At 55.2% G+C, this 23,859-nt stretch carries 22 protein-coding genes; 10 read left to right on the top strand and 12 right to left on the bottom strand.

The annotated features are described in order from the left end of the window. Positions 1-54 precede the first annotated feature (54 nt). Both RIB87_RS11970 and RIB87_RS11965 read left to right on the top strand, forming a co-directional pair. Positions 55-1,371 carry a UDP-glucose dehydrogenase family protein gene (locus tag RIB87_RS11970; RefSeq protein WP_350146927.1) on the top strand — a complete coding sequence of 439 codons (1,317 nt, stop codon included), beginning with the start codon at positions 55-57 and terminating at the stop codon, positions 1,369-1,371. Between the two features lie 134 nt (positions 1,372-1,505). After that, on the top strand, positions 1,506-2,144 hold the full coding sequence (locus RIB87_RS11965) for an MlaC/ttg2D family ABC transporter substrate-binding protein (protein WP_350146924.1): 639 nt from the start codon (positions 1,506-1,508) through the stop codon (positions 2,142-2,144). A 13-nt stretch (positions 2,145-2,157) separates the two neighbouring features. Here RIB87_RS11965 and RIB87_RS11960 read toward each other — a convergent pair whose 3' ends face one another. Further along, positions 2,158-3,594 carry a mannose-1-phosphate guanylyltransferase/mannose-6-phosphate isomerase gene (locus RIB87_RS11960; RefSeq protein WP_350146922.1) on the bottom strand — a complete coding sequence of 479 codons (1,437 nt, stop codon included), beginning with the start codon at positions 3,592-3,594 and terminating at the stop codon, positions 2,158-2,160. Positions 3,595-3,931: 337 nt separating this feature from the next. Here RIB87_RS11960 and RIB87_RS11955 point away from each other — a divergent pair, with 337 nt between their 5' ends. Continuing rightward, positions 3,932-4,765 carry a sugar transferase gene (locus RIB87_RS11955; RefSeq protein WP_350146920.1) on the top strand — a complete coding sequence of 278 codons (834 nt, stop codon included), beginning with the start codon at positions 3,932-3,934 and terminating at the stop codon, positions 4,763-4,765. Positions 4,766-4,775: 10 nt separating this feature from the next. Here RIB87_RS11955 and RIB87_RS11950 read toward each other — a convergent pair whose 3' ends face one another. Beyond that, positions 4,776-5,882, bottom strand: a complete 1,107-nt coding sequence (locus RIB87_RS11950) for an NAD(P)/FAD-dependent oxidoreductase (RefSeq protein WP_350146918.1) — start codon at positions 5,880-5,882, stop codon at positions 4,776-4,778. Positions 5,883-6,476: 594 nt separating this feature from the next. On the opposite strand from RIB87_RS11950, the gene RIB87_RS11945 reads away from it, so the two are divergent. Further along, positions 6,477-7,766: a Fic family protein gene (locus RIB87_RS11945; RefSeq protein ID WP_350146916.1), complete on the top strand. Its 1,290-nt coding sequence runs from the start codon at positions 6,477-6,479 to the stop codon at positions 7,764-7,766. Positions 7,767-7,888: 122 nt separating this feature from the next. Here the strand turns inward: RIB87_RS11945 and RIB87_RS11940 are convergent, their stop codons facing one another. From RIB87_RS11940 to RIB87_RS11910, 7 genes are all read right to left on the bottom strand, one after another. After that, the gene (locus tag RIB87_RS11940; protein ID WP_350146914.1) at positions 7,889-8,080 is read right to left on the bottom strand and encodes a hypothetical protein; all 192 of its coding nucleotides are present in this window, start codon (positions 8,078-8,080) and stop codon (positions 7,889-7,891) included. 103 nt (positions 8,081-8,183) lie between these two features. Further along, positions 8,184-8,339, bottom strand: a complete 156-nt coding sequence (locus tag RIB87_RS11935; RefSeq protein WP_350146912.1) for a hypothetical protein — start codon at positions 8,337-8,339, stop codon at positions 8,184-8,186. A gap of 220 nt (positions 8,340-8,559) precedes the next feature. Next, positions 8,560-9,762 (bottom strand): Fic family protein, encoded by a 1,203-nt coding sequence (locus RIB87_RS11930; RefSeq protein ID WP_350146910.1) that lies wholly within the window; start codon positions 9,760-9,762, stop codon positions 8,560-8,562. Between the two features lie 202 nt (positions 9,763-9,964). After that, a complete protein-coding gene (locus tag RIB87_RS11925) occupies positions 9,965-11,416 on the bottom strand; it encodes a phage terminase large subunit family protein (protein ID WP_350146908.1) in 1,452 nt (483 codons plus the stop codon). Continuing rightward, positions 11,406-11,819: a DUF5681 domain-containing protein gene (locus RIB87_RS11920; RefSeq protein ID WP_350146906.1), complete on the bottom strand. Its 414-nt coding sequence runs from the start codon at positions 11,817-11,819 to the stop codon at positions 11,406-11,408. The genes RIB87_RS11925 and RIB87_RS11920 overlap by 11 nt, the downstream gene beginning before the upstream one ends. Then, complete coding sequence (locus tag RIB87_RS11915; RefSeq protein ID WP_350146904.1) at positions 11,816-13,240, bottom strand: DNA modification methylase; 1,425 nt, start codon at positions 13,238-13,240, stop codon at positions 11,816-11,818. Before RIB87_RS11915 ends, RIB87_RS11920 begins: the two co-directional genes overlap by 4 nt. A 134-nt stretch (positions 13,241-13,374) precedes the next feature. Continuing rightward, a complete protein-coding gene (locus RIB87_RS11910; protein ID WP_350146902.1) occupies positions 13,375-14,613 on the bottom strand; it encodes a hypothetical protein in 1,239 nt (412 codons plus the stop codon). 114 nt (positions 14,614-14,727) lie between these two features. Here RIB87_RS11910 and RIB87_RS11905 point away from each other — a divergent pair, with 114 nt between their 5' ends. The 4 genes from RIB87_RS11905 (at position 14,728) to RIB87_RS11890 (ending at position 17,933) form a co-directional block, all read left to right on the top strand. Next, positions 14,728-14,931 carry a helix-turn-helix domain-containing protein gene (locus RIB87_RS11905; RefSeq protein ID WP_350146900.1) on the top strand — a complete coding sequence of 68 codons (204 nt, stop codon included), beginning with the start codon at positions 14,728-14,730 and terminating at the stop codon, positions 14,929-14,931. Between the two features lie 166 nt (positions 14,932-15,097). Further along, positions 15,098-15,229: a hypothetical protein gene (locus RIB87_RS11900; protein ID WP_350146898.1), complete on the top strand. Its 132-nt coding sequence runs from the start codon at positions 15,098-15,100 to the stop codon at positions 15,227-15,229. Between the two features lie 220 nt (positions 15,230-15,449). Further along, entirely contained in the window at positions 15,450-16,172 is a 723-nt protein-coding gene (locus tag RIB87_RS11895) for a lysozyme inhibitor LprI family protein (RefSeq protein ID WP_350146896.1), read from the top strand. 252 nt (positions 16,173-16,424) lie between these two features. Further along, a complete protein-coding gene (locus RIB87_RS11890; RefSeq protein ID WP_350146893.1) occupies positions 16,425-17,933 on the top strand; it encodes a hypothetical protein in 1,509 nt (502 codons plus the stop codon). 215 nt (positions 17,934-18,148) lie between these two features. Here RIB87_RS11890 and RIB87_RS11885 read toward each other — a convergent pair whose 3' ends face one another. Further along, positions 18,149-20,071, bottom strand: coding sequence for a lipoxygenase family protein (locus RIB87_RS11885; protein WP_350146891.1), 1,923 nt, complete (start codon positions 20,069-20,071; stop codon positions 18,149-18,151). Between the two features lie 581 nt (positions 20,072-20,652). Between RIB87_RS11885 and RIB87_RS11880 the strand changes: the two genes are divergently transcribed. Further along, positions 20,653-21,894 carry a hypothetical protein gene (locus tag RIB87_RS11880; RefSeq protein ID WP_350146889.1) on the top strand — a complete coding sequence of 414 codons (1,242 nt, stop codon included), beginning with the start codon at positions 20,653-20,655 and terminating at the stop codon, positions 21,892-21,894. A 60-nt stretch (positions 21,895-21,954) separates the two neighbouring features. Here RIB87_RS11880 and RIB87_RS11875 read toward each other — a convergent pair whose 3' ends face one another. Beyond that, positions 21,955-22,254, bottom strand: a complete 300-nt coding sequence (locus RIB87_RS11875; protein WP_350146887.1) for a hypothetical protein — start codon at positions 22,252-22,254, stop codon at positions 21,955-21,957. Between the two features lie 424 nt (positions 22,255-22,678). Here RIB87_RS11875 and RIB87_RS11870 point away from each other — a divergent pair, with 424 nt between their 5' ends. Next, positions 22,679-23,542: an SMP-30/gluconolactonase/LRE family protein gene (locus tag RIB87_RS11870; protein ID WP_350147025.1), complete on the top strand. Its 864-nt coding sequence runs from the start codon at positions 22,679-22,681 to the stop codon at positions 23,540-23,542. Here RIB87_RS11870 and RIB87_RS11865 read toward each other — a convergent pair. After that, the coding region (locus RIB87_RS11865) for an autotransporter domain-containing protein (protein ID WP_350146884.1) at positions 23,514-23,859 on the bottom strand (346 nt) is incomplete at its 5' end. The two genes, RIB87_RS11870 and RIB87_RS11865, sit on opposite strands and share 29 nt — an antisense overlap.

Below are 23,859 nucleotides of genomic sequence, written 5' to 3'. Positions count from 1 at the left end.
CCTCCGCGCCACACCAAATGCGGCCACGGTCGCCAACACCTAAAGAGGTGCGCCATGCGCGTCGCAATGATCGGTACAGGCTATGTGGGTCTCGTTTCCGGGGCCTGCTTTTCCGACTTTGGCCACGAAGTAACTTGCGTTGACAAAGACGCGCGCAAGATTGACACACTGGAGCGCGGCGAAATCCCCATCTATGAGCCCGGCCTTGATGTACTTGTGAACGGCAACATGAAGGTTGGCCGCCTGTCGTTCACAACTGACCTTGCCAACACCGTGCCACAAGCAGATGCGGTGTTTATTGCCGTCGGCACACCGTCACGCCGTGGCGATGGTCACGCAGACCTGTCATATGTGTATGCCGCCGCACGCGAAATTGCGCCGCTGCTTACGGGCTATACGGTGGTCGTCACCAAATCCACGGTACCCGTCGGCACCGGTGACGAAGTAGAACGCATCATTCGCGAGGCTGCGCCCGACGCCGATTTTGATGTGGCGTCGAACCCGGAGTTTTTGCGCGAAGGCTCGGCCATTGAGGACTTCAAACGGCCTGACCGGGTGGTCGTCGGCACCGACGCCGAACGCGCGCAAGACGTGATGCGTGAACTTTATCGGCCGCTGTTTTTACGCGAGACGCCGATGGTTATCACCAACCGGCAAACCTCAGAGCTCATCAAATACGCAGGCAACGCTTTTTTGGCGACCAAGATCAGCTTCATCAACGAGATGGCCGACATCTGCGAGAAGACCGGCGCCAATGTGCTGGACGTGGCCAAAGGCATCGGCCTTGACGGGCGCATCGGCAAATTGTTTTTGCACGCAGGACCAGGATATGGCGGCTCATGCTTTCCCAAGGATACGCTGGCGCTGGTCAAAACCGCAGAAGATGTTGGCGCGCCAACCGGAATTGTAAGCGCGGTTGTGGACGCCAATGCCAGCCGCAAAAAGCGGATGGCCCACAAAGTGATTGAGGCTGCGGGCGGCACTGTAACCGGCAAAAGAATTGCCGTGTTGGGCGTGACGTTTAAGCCGAACACCGACGACATGCGCGACAGCCCCAGCCTGGATATTCTGCCTATTCTGATAGACGCAGGGGCACAGGTTCGCGCCTTTGACCCGGCGGGCATGAAGGAAGCCGCTAATCTGATCCCTGGCGTGACCTGGGCTGACACCGCGACCAACGCCATGAGCGGTGCGGATATTCTACTTATTCTCACCGAATGGAACGAGTTTCGCGCGCTGCAGTGGGATCGGGTCGCACGCATGATGCCCGGCAGGCTTGTGGTTGACCTGCGCAACATCTATACGCCGGCGGAAGTGGTGAAGCACGGCTTCTCCTATCACTCCGTGGGCCGCCCTCCGGCGCTGGCCTGAGGGCAGATTGTCGCCCGCTGATTTTTGCCCCATTTGTGTGGCACAGGTGAGTTCTCACAAACTGGTTGCTCATGAACATGATGCAGCACACCCGGCAAGCCCGTAGCGGCGGGTCTTTTGGCTTAGGAAAGAATATGCTCAAAAAAATACTGACACTGCTTGTTCTCACGCCGCTTTTGACCCTGCCTGCTGCCGCAAGCGACCCGGCGGCTGACGCACAGGCCTTCGTGCGCGACGGCATTGACCAGGGGATTGCCATTCTAAAGCAGACAGAGCCCGACGATCCCGCACGCACGGCCCGCTTTCGCACTTTCGTGGCGGACATCATCGACACCCGATCCGTTGCCCTGTTCGCGTTGGGCCATTATCGCAAGAGCACGGATCCACAAACCCTTGCTGCCTATATTGACAGTTTCACGGCCTATGCCACCGCAAGCTACGAAAGCCGCCTTGGCCTTTACGGTGGACAGACCATCTCCGTCACCGAGGCCATTGTGAATACGGATACGGACGTGCTGGTATCGGGTGAGATTCAGAATGCACAGGGCAAGCAACTTGCTGACGTCGCTTTCCGTGTACTGACCACTCCGCGCGGCCCGCAATTGTTTGACGTGCGCATTGCCGGCATCTGGCTGGCGGTTGAGCAGCGCAGCCAGTTTGGTTCCTACATCGCCCAAAACGGCGGTGACGTGCAGGCATTGATCGAATTTCTCAATGAGGAGTCCGCCCGCCTGCGCAGCGGTGACACCACAACGGTAGCTGCTGAAGGCTAAGATCGGGCAAGCACTATTCAGCGGCGTTCATGTCGCCGACACGGCCATAGGCATCATCAAAGCGCACAATGTCATCTTCGCCAAAATAGCTGCCTGACTGCACCTCAATGATGGAGAGTGGCATCATGCCAGGATTTTCCAGCCGGTGTGTCGCGCCGATGGGAATGTAAACAGACTCGTTTTCAGCCACCAGTCGGGTCTGATCGCCCACTGTCACTTTCGCAGTGCCCGCCACCACCACCCAGTGCTCTGCCCGGTGATGGTGCATCTGCAATGAAATGCTGCCTCCCGGCTTTACCATAAGGTGTTTCACCTGGTGGCGATCACCACTATCCAGCCCTTCATAAAATCCCCACGGCCTGTGCACGCGCGCATGAATCTTTTGTTCCGGGCGTCCGTTTGCCTTGAGGCGCCCGACAATGGCTTTCACATCGTTCACCTTGTCGCGGTGGGCCACCAGAACGGCGTCACCCGTTTCAACAACCACAAGGTCGTCAACGCCAACGGTTGTCACAAGCCGGGATTCAGCGCGCACCAGGGTGTTGGTGGTTGCGTGGGTCATCACATCGCCCGCCAGCACATTGCCGTCTAAGTCTTTTTCACCGATGCCCCACAGCGCCGTCCAGGAGCCCACATCACTCCAGCCAATGTCAGCAGGCACCACAACTGCATGGCTTGTGTGCTCCATCACCGCATAGTCGATCGAGTCAGACGGACAAAGTTCAAACGCGTCACGTGCGAGCCGCAAAAAATCCATGTCCCGCTGGCAACCCGCAACGGCTGCCGCCGCCAGCCGCCAGATTTCAGGCGCATGAGCTTCAAGCTCGGCAATCATCGCGTCGGCCCGGAACAGGAAAATGCCGGAGTTCCAGTAATAATCGCCCGCATCAAGATAGGTTTGCGCAGTGGCCTCGTCGGGCTTTTCAACAAATGCCTCAACGGTAAAGCCACCGTGAGCCACAGTGTCACCGGCGCGAATATAGCCATATCCGGTTTCAGGGGCATCGGGCACGATGCCGAAGGTGACAAGCTTGCCGTCTTCAGCAAGTTTTGCCCCGGCAGCCACAACATCCAAAAACAGATCAGGCCTCGCAATGTGATGGTCTGCGGGCAGCACCAGCATCATTTCATCGCGCGCCTGTGCCGCGCACAGGGCGGCGGCGGCTGCAATGGCTGGTGCGGTATTGCGCCCCACAGGCTCCAGCACTTCCATTTCAGGCTTGATGCCCGCCGCCTGAAGCTCTGACGCCACCGTGAACCGGTGTTCTTCGTTGCACACAACGATCGGAGCCAGGAACCGCTCCGGGTTGCTCACCCGCAAAGCCGTCTCCTGAATCATCGATCGTTCTGATGTGAGCGGCATGAACTGCTTGGGATGATACGCGCGCGATGTGGGCCACAGCCGCGTGCCGGACCCGCCGGACAAAATCACAGGACGAATGGGTTTCATGGGGCAACCATGCCTTTGCGCACAAACCTGACAGATGTCCCGCCACAGATCAGCGGGACATAACCAGCAGGGTTCTAGCACAAACCGCGCCGATTTTGGGGGCGCCCGCGACCGTCCCGATACGGCACATCGTCTGCACCAAACGGGGCCGTGGGACGGTCCAAAGGTTAACGCACGCCGCACGTGAGGGCGGCGCTGACCACGGCCTTGCCATCACAAATGGCGCAAAAACACTAGAAAACAGCCAAAAACAGTCGCGCGCCAGTCCTCAGCCGCCGGTGGCACGGCACTTGATCTGTAGAGCACAGACATTAACGCGCACCAGAGGCATCCCCCCATGTCAGCACTGCTCAAAGACGACATCAAAGCCGCCGCCCACTTTGCACCGGCCCAGTTTGCACCAGCCAAGTTTGCACCGACAGAGTTTGCACCGGCCGCACGCCAGACTGCGCGCCGAGCCGCCGCATATGCAACACCAGCCGCACCCACTATCGAACTTGTCCCAACGGTTGCAGATCAGCTCGCCGCGCGCGACGCTGAGCGGCAGGTTGAGGAGCGCATCTGGCGCGACATCGCTATCCGCGCCCTCGACATTGCCGGGGCGCTGGCCGGTCTTATTCTGACCGCCCCCATTCTGGCCGTGCTTGCCTTCATGATTACCCGCGACGGCGGTGCGTCACTGTTCGGCCAGATCCGTGTTGGCCAGAACGGCAAGGGCTTCAAATGCTTCAAGCTGCGCTCCATGGCGTCTGATGCCGAAGCACGCCTTATCGCTGTGCTGGAAAACGATCCGCAGGCCGCAGCCGAATGGGCGGAAAACCGCAAACTCAAGAACGACCCGCGCATCACCCGCCTTGGCCACTTCATCCGCAAGACCAGCCTTGATGAGCTGCCTCAGCTGTGGAACGTGCTCAAAGGCGACATGAGCCTTGTTGGCCCGCGCCCCATCGTGCCGGACGAACTGGCCATGTATGGCAAGGACGCTGCCGGCTACCTTGCCGTGCGCCCCGGCCTCACGGGCCCGTGGCAGGTATCAGGCCGCAGCGACTGCGATTACGCGACCCGCATCGCACTCGACATTGAGTGGACCCGGACCCGCAGCGTCGTGTCGTATCTTGAAATCGTGCTCAAGACAGTCCCTGCCGTGCTGGCCAAAGACGGTGCCTACTAATCCAGCCTTACTAATCCAGCAAAGCAGCCACTTCGTCCGCAATGGCGAGGGAGGCTGTCAGGCCGGGGCTCTCAATTCCAAACAGGTTTACGAGACCCGGCACCTTGTGGAGCGCTGGCCCGTCAATGCGAAAATCATCCGCGCCTGAACCTTCGGGCGAAAGTTTGGGGCGGATGCCCGCGTAAGACGGTGCCAGCGCACCCTCTTTGAGACCTGGCCAATAGCTGCGGATGGCAGCGTAAAACCCATCGGCCCGTTTGGGGTCCACCGTGTAATCAACCCCATCAATCCATTGCGTATCCGGCCCAAACCGCGCCTGCCCGCCCATATCAAGGGTTAGATGCACGCCAAGTCCCGCTGCTTCCGGTACGGGATAAATCAGCCGCCCGAACGGCGCCCGGCCCTGCAGTGAATAATAATTGCCCTTGCAGTAATGCGCTTGGGGTCGGAATTCCGGCGCAAACCCGGCGATACGGGCCGCGATTTGCGGGGCAAACAATCCGGCGGCATTGATGAAGCGGCGGCAGGAGATCTGCGCTTGAGCACTGCCCGATGTATCAATGAGGAACCCCGTATCGGTCGGTTCAATCCACTCAACCGATGTCCCAAAAGCGATCACTGACCCGTTTTCTTCTGCCTCACCGCGATAGCTCACCATCAATGCGTGACTGTCGATGATGCCGGTAGACGGCGACAAAAGCGCAGCATTGCATGTCAGGTGCGGTTCAAGCGCCAGGGCGTCGTCGCGCGACAGAACAACAAGATCATCGACGCCGTTGCCTTCAGCGCGCGCCTTGATGGCTTCAAGCTGCGAGACCTGGTCGGGCGACGTCGCAACAATCAGCTTGCCGCAGTTCTTGTGGGGGATGTGCCTCTTTGAGCAGTATTCATAGAGCTGGTGTTTGCCCTCAACGCACATCCGGGCTTTGAGTGATCCCGCGGGGTAATAGATGCCCGCATGGATGACTTCGCTGTTGCGCGAACTTGTATGGCTGCCGATCAGTGTTTCGGGCTCGATGATGATCACGTCCTGGCCAAGCAACGCCAGCGCACGCGCGATCGCAAGGCCTATGACACCTGCCCCGGCAATGACCGTATCCGTCTCAAAGTGATCCAAGACTGTCGCGCTCAACAATTGTTAGGCAGGCGGCTGCTGTCGCAGGGGTTCTTCCCACCGCAGCGCGTGTTCCCTGTTTAACAGGAAATTTACTGGGAATTTCATTCTTAAAGCGCCAATTGTCGAAATCAGACGAAAAAAACCCCAAGAATACTGCGCCGCTCTAGCAAATTTTCCCTAAGAAAGAAAACAGGGAATTTTGTCGTGCTTGCAAGGTCGCAGCGAGCGTCAAGCAGGAAAAAATGTAACCGTCCAGTTCCTACACACTTGGCATCATTGGCAGATTCACGATTTTCTCGGCTTTGTTGTTTCAAAGCGAGAGGAGATCGAGCATGTCAGATCAATCATTACCAAAGGGCACGCTACGGCGAGGCGTTCTGGCGGGCACAGTTCATGACCGAGCCCGAAGCGCCGGTGCGCAAGCTGCTCTATCGCCGTGGCGGAATAAGTCACGCTGACCTGAGACCCATTTGGTCCCGCGTTTGAATGGAGAGTCTGTCACAACAGAGACAGACAATGTGCAAGAGCAAATGGGCCTTAGGTCACTATCCGAAGCACAATGTACGACTAAGCGGAAACCACGATTTGCGATAAATGGTGCAAGCATCTTCGTGGGCTGACACATCGATCACCGGAATGCACTCGGGCACGAAAACGCCCCACCCGTTGAAGCAGAGGTGCGGAGATTATTGCATACAATATCCGCATAATTTGCGGATTATAATTGCCTATGCGGAGATTATCGGCTATTATCCCATTACAAAATGCGGAGATTATATTGTGTATTCGTGGGAAAATGCCGACTGGCCAACCTTTAGGAGGAGCAGCGAAAAGCTAGAAACGCTTCTGAAATCGGTTCATCACGCGCAGGGGCGGCTCCTGGGGCGTATGGAAGCCCTTGGTTTCCAGCAGCGTAATGAAGCCCACCTCCAAACACTCACACAGGACGTTCTCAAAACCAGCGAGATTGAAGGGGAAAACTTGGACTATGAGCAGGTTCGTTCCTCTATCGCCCAACGCCTTGGCATAGATGCGGGTGGCTTCGTTACCGCGGATCGAAACGTCGATGCCATTGTGGAAGTGATGCTGGATGCCACCAACAATTATCTCTCTCCAGTTACAAGCGAGCGGTTGTTTGGCTGGCATAGCTGCCTGTTTCCCACCGGACGCAGTGGCATGACAAAAATCAACGTTGGCCACTATCGCACCGATGAGGCCGGACCTATGCAGGTTGTGTCAGGTCCAGTCGGGCGCGAAAAAGTTCATTACCAAGCCCCACCAGCCAACCGCTTGGAACAAGAGATGACGCACTTCCTAGCGTGGCTGGAAAGCAATGAAGAAAACGACCCTATCCTAAAAGCAGCCATTGCTCATTTATGGTTTGTAACCATCCACCCATTTGACGACGGCAACGGGCGAATTGGGCGCGCGATTGCTGACTTATGTCTGGCACGTGCAGATCAAACGTCTCAACGCTTCTACAGCATGTCCAAGCAAATTCGGGAGGAAAGGAATGCCTACTACGACATATTGGAACACACGCAGAAAAGCGGGTTGGACATTACCGATTGGCTTGAGTGGTTTCTCAACTGCTTACTACGCGCCATCCAAGGTGCCGGTGGAACATTAGACAGTATACTGAGCAAAGCGCAGTTCTGGGAAAAACTGGGCGGCACCCCCTTGAATGAGCGACAGGTGAAAATCCTCAACAAACTGTTTGATGGCTTCGAAGGAAAACTCACCACAACAAAGTGGGCCAAACTCGCAAAATGTTCCCAAGATACGGCTTACAGGGACATCATGGACCTTATTGAAAAAGGTGTTCTGGAAAAACTTCCCGAAGGCGGGCGTAGCACCAACTACTGGCTAGCTAACACCCCATAGCTATAAGGACGGTAACTTGGCTCGGGAACTTTTCAATACGCTCTATGCTTTGGACGCTGCCAGCTCAGGCAAAAAGGGGCTCTGGTCAGGATTCGCGCAGCTACGCTGACGAGCCCCCGTCTCTATTCGAAGGGAAGGTCAGCGTTCAACGCATAATTCGAACTGCGCCCGCCGCCTGATTGCTTCACCAGAATCCTGCGTTCCAAGAGATCGGTAATGTCCCGAAGGGCCGTATCCGACGAGCAGTTCTCGATCTTCGCCCATTTGCCGGTCGTCAGCTTGCCGACGAAACCATCCAGCAAGCGTACCAGCATATCTTTCTGTCGGACATTGAACTGAGCACCGGCATGCCGCTCCCAGAAGCGCGCCTCGGCAAGAACTTTGGATAGAGTCTCTTCGGCATGATCGAAAGCCCGATCAAAGACAGCCTAAAAACCAGTCCAGCCACGGCGTGATATCCAAACCGCATTTCTGGGTGGATTCCAGAATGTCGTAATAGGCATTCCGCTCGACCCTGATCTGCGCCGACATGAGGTAGAATCGCTGGGCGCTTGCCTTGGATCGCGCGAGCATCAGATCGGCAATCGCACGGGCGATACGGCCATTGCCATCGTCAAACGGGAGGGATTATCACAAATCATAGATGCACAATTCCGGCTTTTAGAACCGGATCGATATCGGGGCCGTTTTTCGAACCAGCCCAGAAACGCCGCCATGTCCTTTTCGAGACGTTGGGCTGGTTCACGTGAGCCCGGCCCGGCTGATCAGGATGCTTCCAGCAATTTTCGGAAGATCATGCCTTTGTGTACCACGTCGCCCTGGCCTTGCCGTGCTTGGAAATGCGGCCTGATGAAACGAGCTCACGCATACGCACTTTAAGGGTATTGCGGTTCGCGCCGGTCAGTTCTTCAATCTGCGCGAGGGTCAACCGCTCACGTGTTTTGAATAGCGCCAAAATTTGCAATGACAATTCCGGCAAGCCGTCTTCGCTGTCTTGCTCTTCGCGCTCCCGGTCAAGCCGAACCGCAAGCGTGTCCTTCTGCTTTTTCAGGGCGCGGAGAAAAAAGCCGACCCAAGGCGCCCAATCGGGCTTGTCTTTTTTCAGCGTCGTTTGCGTGCGGCGTAGCGCCTTATAATAGAGGTCCTTGTTCTCCTCGATCACGCGCTCCAGCGAGGCATATGGCACATAGACGTAACCCGCCCGCAACAAAAGCAAGGTGGTCAGTACACGCGATAGCCTGCCGTTGCCATCTTGGTATGGATGGTTGGCAAGGAAGCGCACGACGAAGACCGCGACGATGAGAAGCGGGTGAAGGCTTTCCTCCTCGATGGCTTTCCGCGTCCATGCGACCAGTGCCTCCATCTCGCGCGGTGTATCGAACGGTGTCGTCGTCTCAAAGATGACGCCAATCTCGTTGCCGTCCGTATCGAAGGCGACAACATCGTTGCGGAGCGTTTTGTATAATCCGCGATGCCGCTCGTCCTTTTCGCTGTGGCGAAGCAAGGTCTGGTGCAACTGACCTATATGGTTCTCAGCGAGCCGCATATCGTCATAGGTTTGGAACACAAGGTCCATCACCAAGGCGTAGCCTGCTACCTCCTGCTCGCCGCGCGTAGCGAAGGATTGGATTTTGATGTTAGCAAGAAGTGTCTTGACGTCGGCATCGGAAAGCTTCGCGCCTTCGATACGCGTTGACGAACCGATACTCTCGACGGTCGCCACTTCGCGAAGCGCATTGAGGCGGTCGGGCGAAAGTGTTTTTAGGGCGTCCCAACGTCCCTTAAACTCGTCGATTTCTGCGATGAGTTTAACGGGGTCGTGGCCCAGTACGATGTTTGGCTCCCTCATGTTTGGGCCGCCGGGATATTCGATTCCATACCCAATTATACCCGATAACGCCATCATCATCTCGGTGGCGTCGAACGGCGCATTATCTCGGTTTCTGGTCACCGGGCGTGCAATCGGCGGCAAACTCAGCCGGTGAAACCAGCCCACCGGACCTGGGAAGGGCGGAAAACTCCAGACCCGAGTGGTCCAAGGTTGGATAGCAGTGCAAATAATCAAAGGACACTGTTTCCAACCGGATGGTTGTCCTGGATGGTCGTCGGGGGGGGGGAGGTCAAGTTGCACATTTGATCGTCGGCCACTCCGCGGACATCGGCGGACATCGGCGGACAAAGGAACCTGCAAGCAGCAATCAACTATCGACCCTGAGGGGTTGAATATAACCGCCATTGTCGTCAATCCAGTCGCCGAGCATTGCCGTTGGTATGGCATGAAGCCGCGCGAATCCGTGACGCTTGTGAGCCAAAAACTGGGTCAGGCTATCGACTTGGTCATCGTTAAAACTGGACGGAAACGTAAGCACTTCCTGCAAGAACGCTGACGCCCAAGTCGCGTCCTTAGGATAATTGATCCCATGCGCATGGAGTAAATCGAGGACAGCCTCAGCGCGTTCAATTTTGCCGTCGGTCGGGGTATAGGAAATAATGCGCCCGGCAAAGGTGTTCTTGAGATCCGCCAGCAAGGCTTTGCCGGAGGATGCATCTTCGATAACGATGTGCGTGGGCGGGAAAGTCCGAACCAGCTTAAGAGCTGCCTGTCTGAGCCGCGTATAGTTTACGCGTTTGCGATACACCGAAACAAGGTCGCATCGATCATCGAGAACACCCCAAACAGTGCAGACAGAATAAGATGCCGTAGGCCCCTCACCTGAGGCTGCATCCCAAGAATGCACAACGAAATTGTAATTATTCAAATGCATGATCTGCGGGATGGCCTTAAACCACTTGCTGTCAAAAAGCGCCTCGCTGGTTGCATCGGGTTCTTGTTGAAACTGAGCAGCAAACACCGGTGGCGTCAGCGTTACACGCAATGCTTTAAGCTCAGCTGCGGACATCCGCGCAGGGTGCAGTGGATCACCGATCGATCTTGAAAAAGAAGAACCAACTCCCTTTGCAATTTTCTCTGCAGCCTGAGCGATCGCAGGTAGCTTGACATGGGTCCAACCTGATTGGTCAAGGAGAAACCCTGACAGATCGTCCGTATGGGTACGATGCATCGCCACGATGGTGATACCGTTCTTAGGATCATCAAACCGTGTCATCAATGTGCTAGAAAACCATTTGTTGGCCTTCTCGCGCTCTAAAGGTGATGCGTCCGCCTTTGCGAGATCATCGACCAGGATGACGTCAGCACCGAAACCTGTCGCAGGGCCGTCGACGGACGTCGCGAACAGATAGCCGTTGAGTGTCGTGCGAAGCATTGCGACTGACGTGTTCACCCCAATCTTGGTTTTGGGAAAGACTTTTTGGTACCAGTCCGCGGACATGATCGCGCGTGTCTTATTGGCATGCTCGACCGACAGCTTCTCACCGTAGGTAGCAAGAATAATCTTCGTATCGGGCGCTCGTCCCAGCAAGAATGCCGGGAGACAAACGCTAACGATGAACGATTTCATGTGACGGGGAGGCATGTTTATCAAGAGCCTCTTGTGGTCACCAGCTATCGCGCGCTCGACATGGTACGCCACCACGTCAATGTGTTCGCCGGGCACAAATTTGTTTGGCCCATGCAGTTGCTCGAAGCATTTTTCAACGAAGGCAAGAAAATCCTGCGCGAGAACGCCTTTCAAAAGATCAGTTACCATCGGTCTTCGCCTCCGCTGCGATTTTTTCACGAAGGCGCGCCTCAAAATGCTCCAGGATTTGCAAGTCGCCTGCGGTTGGCTGCAGTTCCTCGTTGGCGTCGATTTCATCACCAAGCATTTTCAAAACCATGGCGAACAAAGAGGTAGTCGCTTTCGCGTCACCCTTGATACCTTTCGCCACCAGGGATTTCACCATGGCGCGTTGTTTTGTGATTTTTTTGATTTTGCCGGATTCTTGGATGGCGATGCGCTCGGCCAACTCTTCGAGGATATCTGTCTTGAGATTTTTACCGCCTTTTGGCCGACCGTTGGGGTTGCCGGACTTGCCCTTTTTAAATTGGTTTTTCTTAGGCGGCTTCCCGTACCCAATCTCGTAGTTATCGTCATCGCTTGACTTTGTCATGACTGATCGCCTTCTTCGGCTCCGATCAAAGACAACGGCCCAGCCGAGCGCTTTGCGGCCGTCTCATCAAACGAAAGGCCGGTGTGCGAATGCGTAGGCTGTTTGCCTGTCAACTTGATCCAGCGCCTCAGCGACACATCCACGTAACGAGGGTCGAGCTCGACACCAAAGCACGTCCTTCGCGTGTTGTGTGCGGCCACCAAAGTTGTCCCGCCGCCAAGAAAAGGATCCAAAACAATGTCACCTACATCCGAGACATCACGGATGGCATCAGCAACAAGAGCGACTGGTTTTGGGGTGGGGTGGTCCTCCAGTGCCTCACGCATTTCCGCGTCGAATGTGTTGGCAGACGAGTATTCCCACACGTTTGAACGGTTGCGACCAAATTTTCCAAGCTGGATGTTGTTTTTGGCCGGACCCTTGCCAACTTTGAAGACCGCAACAAATTCATGTTGAGATCGATACATTGAGCCCATGCCCGCGTTGGGTTTACTCCAAACGCAGATATTCAGCAGATCCAGATCAAGCGATTTGCCTGCGCCCACGAGGATATCAATGTGACGCCAATCCATAAACGTGAAGATCACAGCACCATCAGATAGATGGCTTGAGGCAACAGACATGAAGTCAGCAAGGAACTGATGGAACTCGACGTCGGACATCTCACCGACACCCATAGCGAAATCGGCATGTTGCGGACCACTTGATCCGGACACGAACCCCGCAATCGGAATCCCGTACGGCGGATCTGTAAAGACCGCCTGCGCCTTCCTGCCACCCATCAAGCTCTCCACGAACTCACCATCACGTGCATCGCCGCAGCCGATCAAATGACGTCCCACGCGCCAAACGTCACCCAAGTGGCTGACGGGTGCACCGCTTGTCACTTTGGGCACATCATCCAGCGCGTCAGCCAGTGGACGGGGCAGATGATCGAGAATGAGGAGGTCGACCTCAGGCATATCAAAGCCAGAAGCCGTCACGTCAGCGTCCAGCCGAATCAGGTCCGCAAATTCTTCCGCCAGCGCTGCTTCGTCCCATTCAGGCAGCTCACCGAGGCGATCCAGGGCGATGCGAAGGAGTCGCTTGTCTTCGTCATCGAGATGGCATACACGCACCACCGGCACTTGCGGGATCTTCAGCACAATCGCAGCTGACAGCGCCGGCTCGGCATGAAGCAGTTGATTGGTCTCATCAACCAGGAATGGAAGAAGAACGCCGAATTTCTCGAGGTTTCTGGTCCATTTTTGGACGAGACCCCGATCTGATTTTCGGATCCGTCGGTTTGAAATCCAAAGCGACTCTGGATTCACGTACTCGACATGTGCATCTTGAGCAGAACGCCGAAAGGTCAGGAAATTTTTGGATATTCTAGGATGGTCAGACATTGCAGCAGCCTTGTATTTGGCTGCATAGCTCATCCGATCGAGCGAGAGCAGCCGGTTAACACCAACTGCCCGCCGCTAACCGTCCATGATACGACGTGGCCTTGATAGTTTACCAAATCACGCGGCGATTCGGCAAGTCCGGCGATTCAGTCAAACCTTATGCTGGCCTAACCATCTTGTGCTTCGTACGCCTTTACCGCTGCCGCGAAGGCCTCGATCGCGTCTCGCCAGATTTCAAGGTCGTCCGCTATCGAATGAATGTGAAGCGTCTTTCGATGGTCGTCACCGACATATGTAAGGCCGTTCCCCGGATTACTTTGAATGGGCTTTTCTAGTCGATTTGCCAAATCGGCGATGTACTGTTCGGTGAGATGCCGCGGCAATTTTCCATGGACGTCGACGGTCTGCACCAAGCCATCACGCTGAATGTATCCAAGATTGCAGGTAATCCCTTGTGGTGATGTCCACCTAAGAATCAGAGCCTTGCGGAAATCCGGGAACACCCCCAAGGGAGAAACGGCATTGAGAAATGTTTGAATCTTGGCTGGTAGGGCCGGGCTGATCTCACTCATAGCATCGAAGAACTGATCAGAAGAGATAGAACGCGGGGATTCCGGCAAGGCAGCAAGCTTAGAACCGGTCCTTGCATCACCATGCGGCACCGGCTGCTCAATGATCCCCCGACCGTCCGCGAATTCGATCACCGATCGGGTGATCATTGTTGTTTGGGCAAGCGTACGCGGGAGGATTAGATGGGAGCGCAGGTGCGGGAGCGCGAAGATAGCTAGTTCGACTAGTGCGAAAGTAAAATGCAATCCAGCGTGATGCTCCAAGAGCGCAAACAGTTGTTCTGTCTGACTATGAACCCCATCACCGACAACAAGAATGAGCACACGTCCATTCAGGAGATTGTTGGAAACCGCATCAATAAACCCCGCTTCATCCAGCGCATCATACTCAGCCATTAACTGGTACAGTGATTGCCCGCTGGCGATGGACAGGTCACGATCACCATTTCGCGAACGTGCTTTGAGAACCGCCGTCTCAAAAGCTTCGTAATCCATCTTGAACAAGCACGACGCATAATCGAGAGCCTGTGCCACGACTTTGCGACGCATCTCGGGATTGCGCCACAACTTCACTTCCGCCAACACAACATCCCCTGAAGGGGTCACAAAAACATTGTCCACATATCCGTTTGGCAGCTCCATCTCCAAACACACAGGAACAAGTCGATCGAGCGCCGGTTCTATCTGATCGATCGGTAAGCATTCAGGATGGTGATGGATCTGGTTCTGAAGCCATGCCTCGTCATAAAGTCCATCGCCAAGATGAATGCGATCGAGACCGACAGCTTGCGCGCCGTCCGGCACCAAAAAGGGTCGTGAGTATTGCGTCCTCGCCAAATCTATCCCCTGCCTTTTGCCTACGACAGAACGTATTTGTTCAGGTGCAAAGTCAAGATAAATGTGACTGATCGTCTGTAGACCAGATGTCGACACTCCACCGACCTTTAACTGGTGGAAATACGAAAGCGCCTAGCCCGGAACTTACGAAAACTGCGCCAGGAAAGCGGCTGGTCGCAGGAGGAATTTGCGTACCAAGCAGACCTCCATCGCACATATGTAAGCGATCTCGAACGCGGCACGCGCAATCCGTCAGTTTTGATTTTGGAGAAGCTGGGCAAGGCTTTGGGCGTGCCGCCAGGACGGCTTCTCGACTGATCGTGGGCATTCATGCCAAGAAGTCGCTGGACTTCTGCGACCATACGAGCGTTGGTGTGACAAGACACACAAGCTCGATATGGCAATGGACAGCACCACCCAAGACTTGGTACGGCACCTCTTTGCGCGCATGTCAAAACATCTAGAAATCGCATTGGATGCGGCGATGGCTGGACAACACGCAACGGTGGATGATGCCATGGCCGTCGACCTATGCATCTCTATCGACCAGGCGATATCAAACGCCCAGGTGATAGCAGCCGCCGTCACCAGCATCGCTGAGACAGACCCCGGCTAGACCCTCAACACATCACCACTGGTCATGGACCACAGGTCCATGACTAGCCATGACCCACAATAGCGGCACGCCAGCTCCAGGACAGCAGGTCGCCATTCGAGGTCAAAAAGCTACAGGTTGACCCCGAGGCAATGCGGCTGCACGCTTCGCGAAGCGGACCAGCAGTGCACGCTGAGGTCGTGATCTTGCCGATAAAAAAACAACATAAAGGCGTTTATCCATGCGATCTCTCCCATCCCTCTTCTACGGCATTGCGGCGGCATCATTTTTCACCACCTTGGGCTTCGCTCAAGGGCTTGAAGAAAAATGCCTGCAGAACTTCTCCGACATATGTGGTGATGCCCAGGCTAATGAGTGCCTTGTTGGCGAAGCACAATGGCAAAAGGTGCTGCCCGAATGCGAAGGTGATATCCAGACGCTGTTTGAAATGGCCAATGAAGCCGACGCACAGATGGGTGCAGATGATACGTTTGCAGGCGAAGACGCCATAGCTCCCATGCACGGCAACAGCGATGAAGACAACGAAATGCTTGATGCGGAGGCTGGCGCCGCGATCAGGAGCTGCATAGACACGGCAGAAAACGACGGGCGTGACACAACGACGTGCATCAATACGTACTCGGATGAATGCATGGCGCGTCCAGAGAATGGAACAACGGCTGCCATGCGCCAGTGCATTCATCGCGAATTTGCAGCATGGGACAGTCTCCTCAACGAAGATTACCGCGCGCTCATGGCGTCACTTGAGTCAGACGAACACAAATCCCAATTGCGTGACGCGCAGCGCCTTTGGAATAAGTTCGTGCAGAGCTACTGTCCTTTAAGCCATGCGTTCAAAGGCGGTACCGTCTCCTTTATTTCTGGCGATCTTTGCATGATGGACAGAACGGCCCGCCAGGCCCTGAGCCTGCGGCAGTTGGGTGCAAGTGGCGAAGGAAACTAGACGCGGCGTGGCGCTAGCGCGACGCGTAGTCTTTCAACTTCTACGCAATCCCTGCTGAACCCCCGGCTACGCAGGCGCCAGAAACGAGGCCTGACAATGGACCGATTCATTCTGATTGCTGTCGCATATGCCCTGTTGAGCACAACAGGGCCGGCAAGCGCCTTCAATCCAGAAGAACACAAGGCTGTAGGGGATCTAGGGTCCGAAGCAGCGCTGCCACATATAAAAGCTACCCTTGCGAATTCGCACCTCTTGAAGACGAAAAGCGAAGAGGGTGAGATTCGCAGGGTGGTGCGCGAAGACATTCCCGACGACCCGCGGTTCAACGGTTCATATGTTCCGCGCGAGGCCGCCCATGAAGTCGACACGCCTTTGGTTGTCTGGGTTGGTGCAGCAGACAAATCTTCAGGCGAGTGGTTCACGTTCGGTGACCTGGTCTCACTTTACGGTGACTTCAGGCGCATAATCACCTGTGACGCCAAGGCGACCAACAACGATTGCCGCCTGACAGATACGCCCTCTCCCTTACCTGTCACATACGACGAGGCTACCTTTCAAAAGGCCCGGTATGCCGCGATGAAAGATCTGGCACAGGGATGGAACTTTTGGGACGATCACCTGATTACAAGTCAGGCCAGCACCGTCCTCCTGACGAACAGGGGCGTGATTGAAGGCAAGAATACGCAAGGCGCGTGGAGTGATGAGTTCTACAAGATAGCCAAGGGCAATCACTGGCATTTTGGGCCAACAGCTTTGCGCTGGTATGTCGCCATGCACCGCCAGGCTTTTTACCTGATGGCCCAGGCCGCCACACAGACCGACCCCAACAAGCGGGACATCCTGATCTGGAAGGCCATGCATTACGAAGGGCACGCACTTCATAGTCTGACCGACCTGTTTGCCCCAGGACATGTTCTGGTAGATCGCTATGAAACCACCAACGTTATGCTTACAGGAAACGACCAGCGCAATGCGCCGTTTCCCAAGTGGCAGGCGGAAATATGGGGAACAACATTCTCCGGCGGCGGGCCCCGGGACGGCCAATTGCGCCGCAGTCCGGTGTTTAGGGCCGTCCCAAAGGCAGATGACAATGATCTGGATGTATTGACGGGGCCGCAGTCAAACACCATACGCAACGCTCGTTACGAGAGTAATTTCCACAATAATTTCAACGCCGCTGGCGCTGAGGCTCGAAACCTCAAGTCACGCGCCGCGCAGTTTGGTTTGACAACGCAGCGCCCCCATAGCGACCTGCCGCACATCTGGCGGGCTTTGGGGGACGGTGACTTGTACGAATACCAGGGCAACAAGCGTCTGAACCCCGGACAGGGCGAATGGACATCAGTAGCTGTTGAAGATTCCATCCTGTCTCTCTTTGACGGCTATCAGGCTGTCCTGGAGGGCAGCGATGCCGCAAAGCTCTCCATGTCACCAGCCCTATTCGAGGCGTTGGCGGATATTCCCATCGAGCTTCGCAATGCCTGCGTCGACAATGAGGCGCATCCAGAGCGTTGCTTTGCACCTGACAACTCAGACGGGACGCCGGCAGCGTTTCGGTGGGTCAGCTACGCCCCACTCATACTCGAACTGCTGGGGCTTCCACCTTCAACGCTTGATGATGAGCGCCTATTGCCAAACTGCACAGGCCGTTCGGCCATCGATGGGCCATCGTCGAGCCTGCTCAAGGAAGGCTGTGAGCAGGCATGGGACGATGGCACGCCGCCGCAGACCGTTAGGCTCAAGGCCGCGTCCGAGCTCTAGGACCGGCACCAAGGGCATTGTCAGAAGGACAACTGACTTATTCGGATTTTGACGCTGGTGCGACCGCTAGGCAGCCGGCGCCATTCCGTCCCGAAGCGCTCGCTACACTGCAAAACATCAATTATGCAAGCGGCGGTCACTTGAACTAACTGGCGGACCGATAAGGTCTTGTGTCAGTTCAACTGCGGTTACCTCTGACTATGCAGCGGCTCCAGCTACACGTTTACGCTTTGGGGAATCAATGACGGCCGCAGATAGTCGTAGCGATAGCCGCCGATCGCGCCTCGTTCTGATATCGTCTCATCAATGTTTTCCAGGGTACGCCGGAATTGTTTTAATGAATCGCGCACAGCCCTATTGTCGAAGTAGTCGTCGACGGACCTGAGCTTCTTTCCTGACGATGTGTTGTCATGGTACTTGCCGAGCGTCGTATATTGTGAGGCTGATAAAACACTCCACAACTCCATAACCTCTTTGAAATGCTTTGCATTCGGAAGGTAGTCCGACAGCGATCCCGGCTCATTTCCAAAGTAGTCATGATAAAGACCTGCAGGCATGACATGGCCAAAGTCAGCTTGTGGAAAGTTAACGGCAGAGTGTTGTGCGGAAGCCGTAAAAATCATCGCCGAGACAGCTTGAACAAGATAGGAGCGGGTCAAAATTTTGGCTTCGTTCGTGCGCCCATTTTGATATTCGCCAAAGCCTAGAATTTTGCCGTCCCTGACAATTGTTTGAGCCCAGTGCTGCAGTTCGCAGTCGTTTTCGACATCAAGATCGGCGGCGTAATAGACCGACACATAACGGCAAACCCAATCCGTAATCGCGTTCCATAGCAGGCTGCCATCTTCCAAATATGGATAGGAAAAGCCGAGTCCTTTCGCCCCTTCGGGGCCTGGATATGCATGTAGAACATCAATATCGATCAGCGCAGAGGACGGTTCGCCATCACGACTTATTTTTTCCGTCCTGAAATGCCCGACGCCACGGTTGGCAATGTCACGGGGGAAAATATTCTCGTTGAAGAGGTTTCTAACTCTTTGGGCCAGTTGCGGATCTGAATCCAGTTTGCCTTGATCATAAAGTCCGAAGACCTCTTCTGCGATGTGCTGAAAATTGGACGCCATAGTGCCCGTGAAGTTGTGGTCGAATATGCCGCCATTGTTGCTTTGGGGACTTATGTTGATGAGGTCGGTGGTCGCAAAATCCGTAATGTTGATCGTTCCTTCAAGATGCGGCCTCAACAATTTGCTGATGGGGTGAACGTCTTTTGGAAGGCAAATGCCGGTCGAAACAGCAAGTGCTTCCATCCAAAGATGCGTCCGTCCTAAATGTCCCACCAACTGATGCTGGTTGAAGTCAGCGTTCTGCACGACAAATTTCGCGATTTGCCAGTTGGGATCCTCAGGCTCAACGAGTTCCGCCTTGTTTTCACGGCGGATCAAAATCGCCAAGGGCTTCAATTGTCCGTCTACGACAACAAAGAGTGCTTTGGGCTGATAACCATATCGACGTCTCTGTCTTTCGCCATGTTCTTCACTGTCACTGACGCTGGCATTGTCCCTCAGTGTACTGAGCGCATGGTAGTCCACCATGTAATAGTCAGACCCTGGCTGAATGAACGTACTGAAATCACGATCACTGACAACCCTTTCAAGCATGCAAGGGTGCACGCCTCCGACCCTTTGGAATGAAAAATATTGATCGGAAATCTCTGTCGCGGCGGTGACATCCTCATCACGGTCCAAGGCGATAGCGGCTTTTGCACCAAACTGAAGTGCCCACAAAGATGTTGGGTGCCAATCCACATACTCGCCCATGTTTAAAAAACGATCCGCGAGCGCCGATGTATCTGTAAAGCCGGAATTCGTTTTCTTTTCAGATCCGGTCCTCTGCAAACCCAAACCTTTTAGCGTCAATCCGTTTGAAGATGCCTTACCTGAGGGATAGTCCCACTCGACAGGTTTCCCGTCTAAATCGAATTCATAGACATTTTCTATCACGCGAGACTGCCCCGAACCACATGCGTCTTGCGGTAAGGACACGTCGACTCGTGCCCATGCAGTTGTTACAAACGGCAAGGATAACGCGCCGCCTAGTGCAAGGCGGCGATTGATCGTCAGGCGTGATTTGGTTGCCATGGTCTAGCTTTCAAAAAGAGCGAAAGAACGGACCGCAGCGTCCACTGTTTCAGACGGTAGCGTTGATTAGTTCACTTGACGAGTCCCCACTAGCACAACCACCTCTTAAGCACGCATTTGCGCTCCTTTGAAGGGAGGCCAGATTTGCCGACGAGATGGCTCAGGTGCCGGCGACCTATAGCCAAGAGAGGCATGTCGGCGTACGGTGTTGTAGTGGCAGCATCAGCATACGATGAAGGTTTTGGCTTCTCAAAGATCGTTGAGCAGGTCCACACTCAGGCATTCGCAACGTTGTTGCCCGTTGAAGTGTTGGTTATATCCGTTGTCATAGGGAGAGCCTGGCTTGATGAACACTGTCTTCATCCCGCTCTCGCAGGATCGCGATGTTCTGCTCTTCAGTGAACCTTGATCGCGTCATCGTCGCGCTCCTACTAACCTGCTCCTACTCAAGACGCACTCTGCTCATGCCTGGAGGAAATCTAAGGGCTCAAGTCAGTTTCGTTTCGGTCAACACTCCTGATGTCCATAAAACAAGAAGCGAGCCGTCAAATCAGACCCGGCACGCACCATAAGGAGGCATTATGGCCTTATTCCCTCTGCGCAATTTGCGCGCACTTACGGTTCCGCTTATTGGTGCACTTGCGTTTGGGCCCGTGACATCCGCAGCTGCCTATTCGCCGGACAACCACGAAGAGTCGATTGTCGAGGGCGCGCGGATTTGTGTAGCCGAGTATGGCGTCGAACTTTCCGATGACGTTCTCGAAGAAATGATTGAAGGCGTTCTTGAGCCTGACGATCTTGCTTTTTCCTCATTGCAGATGCTCAAGCAGCGGGTGGAGCCCGGCTCATACGGCAAGCAGCGCGATGTCGCGACGATCCGCATCGCAGCCCAGTCGATCCATGGCAGCCCCAATCCAACGGCACCAATTTACACCGACTCGGAGGATGACCAGAAAGCACTCGCACAAGCTACACGGCTACCCCAGAGTGATCTGATGGATAACCGGCTTGATGTAGAAATTTATTCCTACGACACCAATCAGGGTGTGCGTAACAAAATCCTTCTCAATGCCTCGCAGTTTCTGTGCGTCTCTCTTGCGCACGAGGACAACGACCAGAGCGCGCGGAAGTTTGGCAATTTCATGCACATGATCGGTGACACCTACTCGGCGTCTCATGTGCAACGATCTGAACCAGTCGGTTCTGAATGCGGTACCGAGAAGATCGAATGGCACTACAGCATGGATCTTATTTCATGGAAGCTGCACCGCCCCGCTGATCTGAACGCGGAGGACTGGCGGTTCCGGTGCCTGACGCAACATAGCGCTGATTTGATCAAGCAATGGTCACTGAGCCGAACAGCGGTCGCGAGAGTCGATGATGCTAACGACAAGACAGTCGCAGCCACTGCCGAGATGCGGAAATCTTTGAAGCTGCTCTGCAACAGGGTATTGCGGGCGGACCCGGACGTCCTCAGGCGGCCTGCCGGTGGGGCCAATGCTGGATACTCAAGTGCCTCGGGCACTGACTATTGGGAAATAATGTCGGAGAAAAAGCCTGACCTGGCGATCCAGCCGGTTGGCCTGACGGGGGTTGAGCAGGCGAAGGCATTTTACCAAAGGGTGGCTGACGCACTAAAGGAGGATGGCAGTGAGGCTGAATTCTCCTATCCGTCCCGTGACTACCCGGATTTTTGTACCAACATTCTAGCGGACGAGCCGCTCGACGAGCCGCTGCAATGCACCGCCCAGGAAATCGACTGGGCGATGGACGGCAGCGACCGCGTCGAGAGCATGTGGATACCCGCACGCCCGCTTCGATAGCGAAAAGAAGCGGGAAAGGGGCAAAAGCTACGTGATCAAGATCACCTAGCGCTGCACTTCCTAGCGCCGCACTTCAAAGATCACGACGTAAGATGAAAAGTCACCGACCATGCGTTCGGTAAACCGTCCGTATGCGTTGTCCGGCGTGATCTTGAATGTACCGATCACATCATCGGTACCCAGCATATCGCTTTCCATCAATGAAACGCTTATCTCCTTGGCAGCACTCATGAAGTAATGTGGTTCCCACGTTTCGCCGGACCGGATCGTATGAGTGCCTTCAGGATGACGTTCGCCGCTGCTGAACAAGAAATAGACCTCATCAGCGTCGCTTCCCAACGTGGCATCTTCAGCAGTCACGGATATGATCAATAGATATGGCTCAGGCGAGTTGGTCTGAGCAGCCGCGGACAAAGTGCCCAAGCCAAAGAAACCCAAAGCCAGAAGAGCTGCTGTCCATGCTCGACGCATGCTAGCCAATACACCATTGTTTTTTCTGTTTGTGAGGCGTGTCATTGTTGTGTCCCCCCGGGACAATCAAGGCGATGGGCGTTGCGACCATCTCAACCTTTGATTGAAAAAACTCTACCATGGCACTCTCCAATAGCAATGAATGGCATTTCTAAAGGCATCGGTTCGCAACAATCCCACAGTGACAACAGCCACCATCGGCATGCGACAGCGGAACGGCAAATTGTTACATCATCAAAATGACACCCGACACTGAGGTAGGAAGAACTTGGGTCTCCAAGCAGGTCTCATAGAAACAATCTGCGTTGGTAATGTGCTCGGTGAGTGTGTTCTATGGCGCGACAGCGACCAGAGCGTTTGGTGGACGGACGTTCAATCCTGCCGGTTGTATCGGCTCGCATGGCCATCCCTAGCCCTTACCGTTTATGAAACGCCGGAACGGCTTTGCTCCTTCAGCTTTCTGAGCGGCACCGACCAAGAAATCCTAGCAGCCTTTGCATCCGGCATCGCCATCTATGCGCCCGACAAAAACCACGTACGCTGGCTGCATCAGCCACAAGAACTCGGCGGAAGCCTTCGCCTAAACGATGGCCGTACAGACCCCAAGGGCCGCTTTTGGGTGGGCTCCATGTCAGAGGACCTTGTGCCCTCAGGCAGGCTTTACCGCACAGGAAAAGACGGAATTTTGGATATCAAGAAGGAAGGTATCCGCATCTCAAATGGTCTTTGCTGGGCCCCTGACGGGCGGACCATGTACTTCACCGACAGCCCCACGCGCCAGATACTCAAATGCCCCTACGATGCCGATACAGGCACCCTTGGCGACTGGCAGGTTTTTACAACGGTTGCTGATGGAGAACCGGATGGCGCGATAACAGATGCTGCTGGCACCCATTGGTTTGCGCACTGGGGCGAGGGGCGCGTTGTGGCGACGGATCCTACCGGAACCAGAACTCACGCGCTTCAGGTGCCGACACACAATCCCACCTGTCCAGCGCTTGGTGGGCCTGCCGGCAACCTGATGTTCGTAACGTCGGCCAAACAGGGCACCACACCCAGCGACGCTCAGGCCGGTCATCTGTTTATATTTGAGACCAACCTGTGCGCGGGCCCCACAGCACGCGCACAGGTTGGCAAAATGACGCTGGCTAGAATTCCAGGCGCACCGCAGCGGTGACTGAGTCCTCGCGGTAATCGTCCTGGAACTCGCCGTCGTAGAGCAGGCGTACGGAGAACACGTCCGTGAACTCATAGGTGAAGCCTGCGCCGAGCCCGGTGGAGAACTTGTCGCGCTTGGTGGGGCTTGAGATGAACGTGCCACCGCCCACAACCGAACCTGAGATTGGCTGGCCGGGGTCTGCAAGTTCCTGCAGCGCGCGGACATAGCCCTCGGGCAGGAACCGGCTGCCATTATCCAGTTCGTGGGTGTAGCGCGCTGCCACACCTGCCACAGCCCTGACAGACGTGATGTTCATGCTGTTGATGGTGGTGGGT

Source organism: Pyruvatibacter sp. (genome assembly GCF_040219635.1).
GTDB lineage: Bacteria > Pseudomonadota > Alphaproteobacteria > CGMCC-115125 > CGMCC-115125 > Pyruvatibacter.
This window is presented reverse-complemented; position numbering and strand designations above follow the sequence as displayed.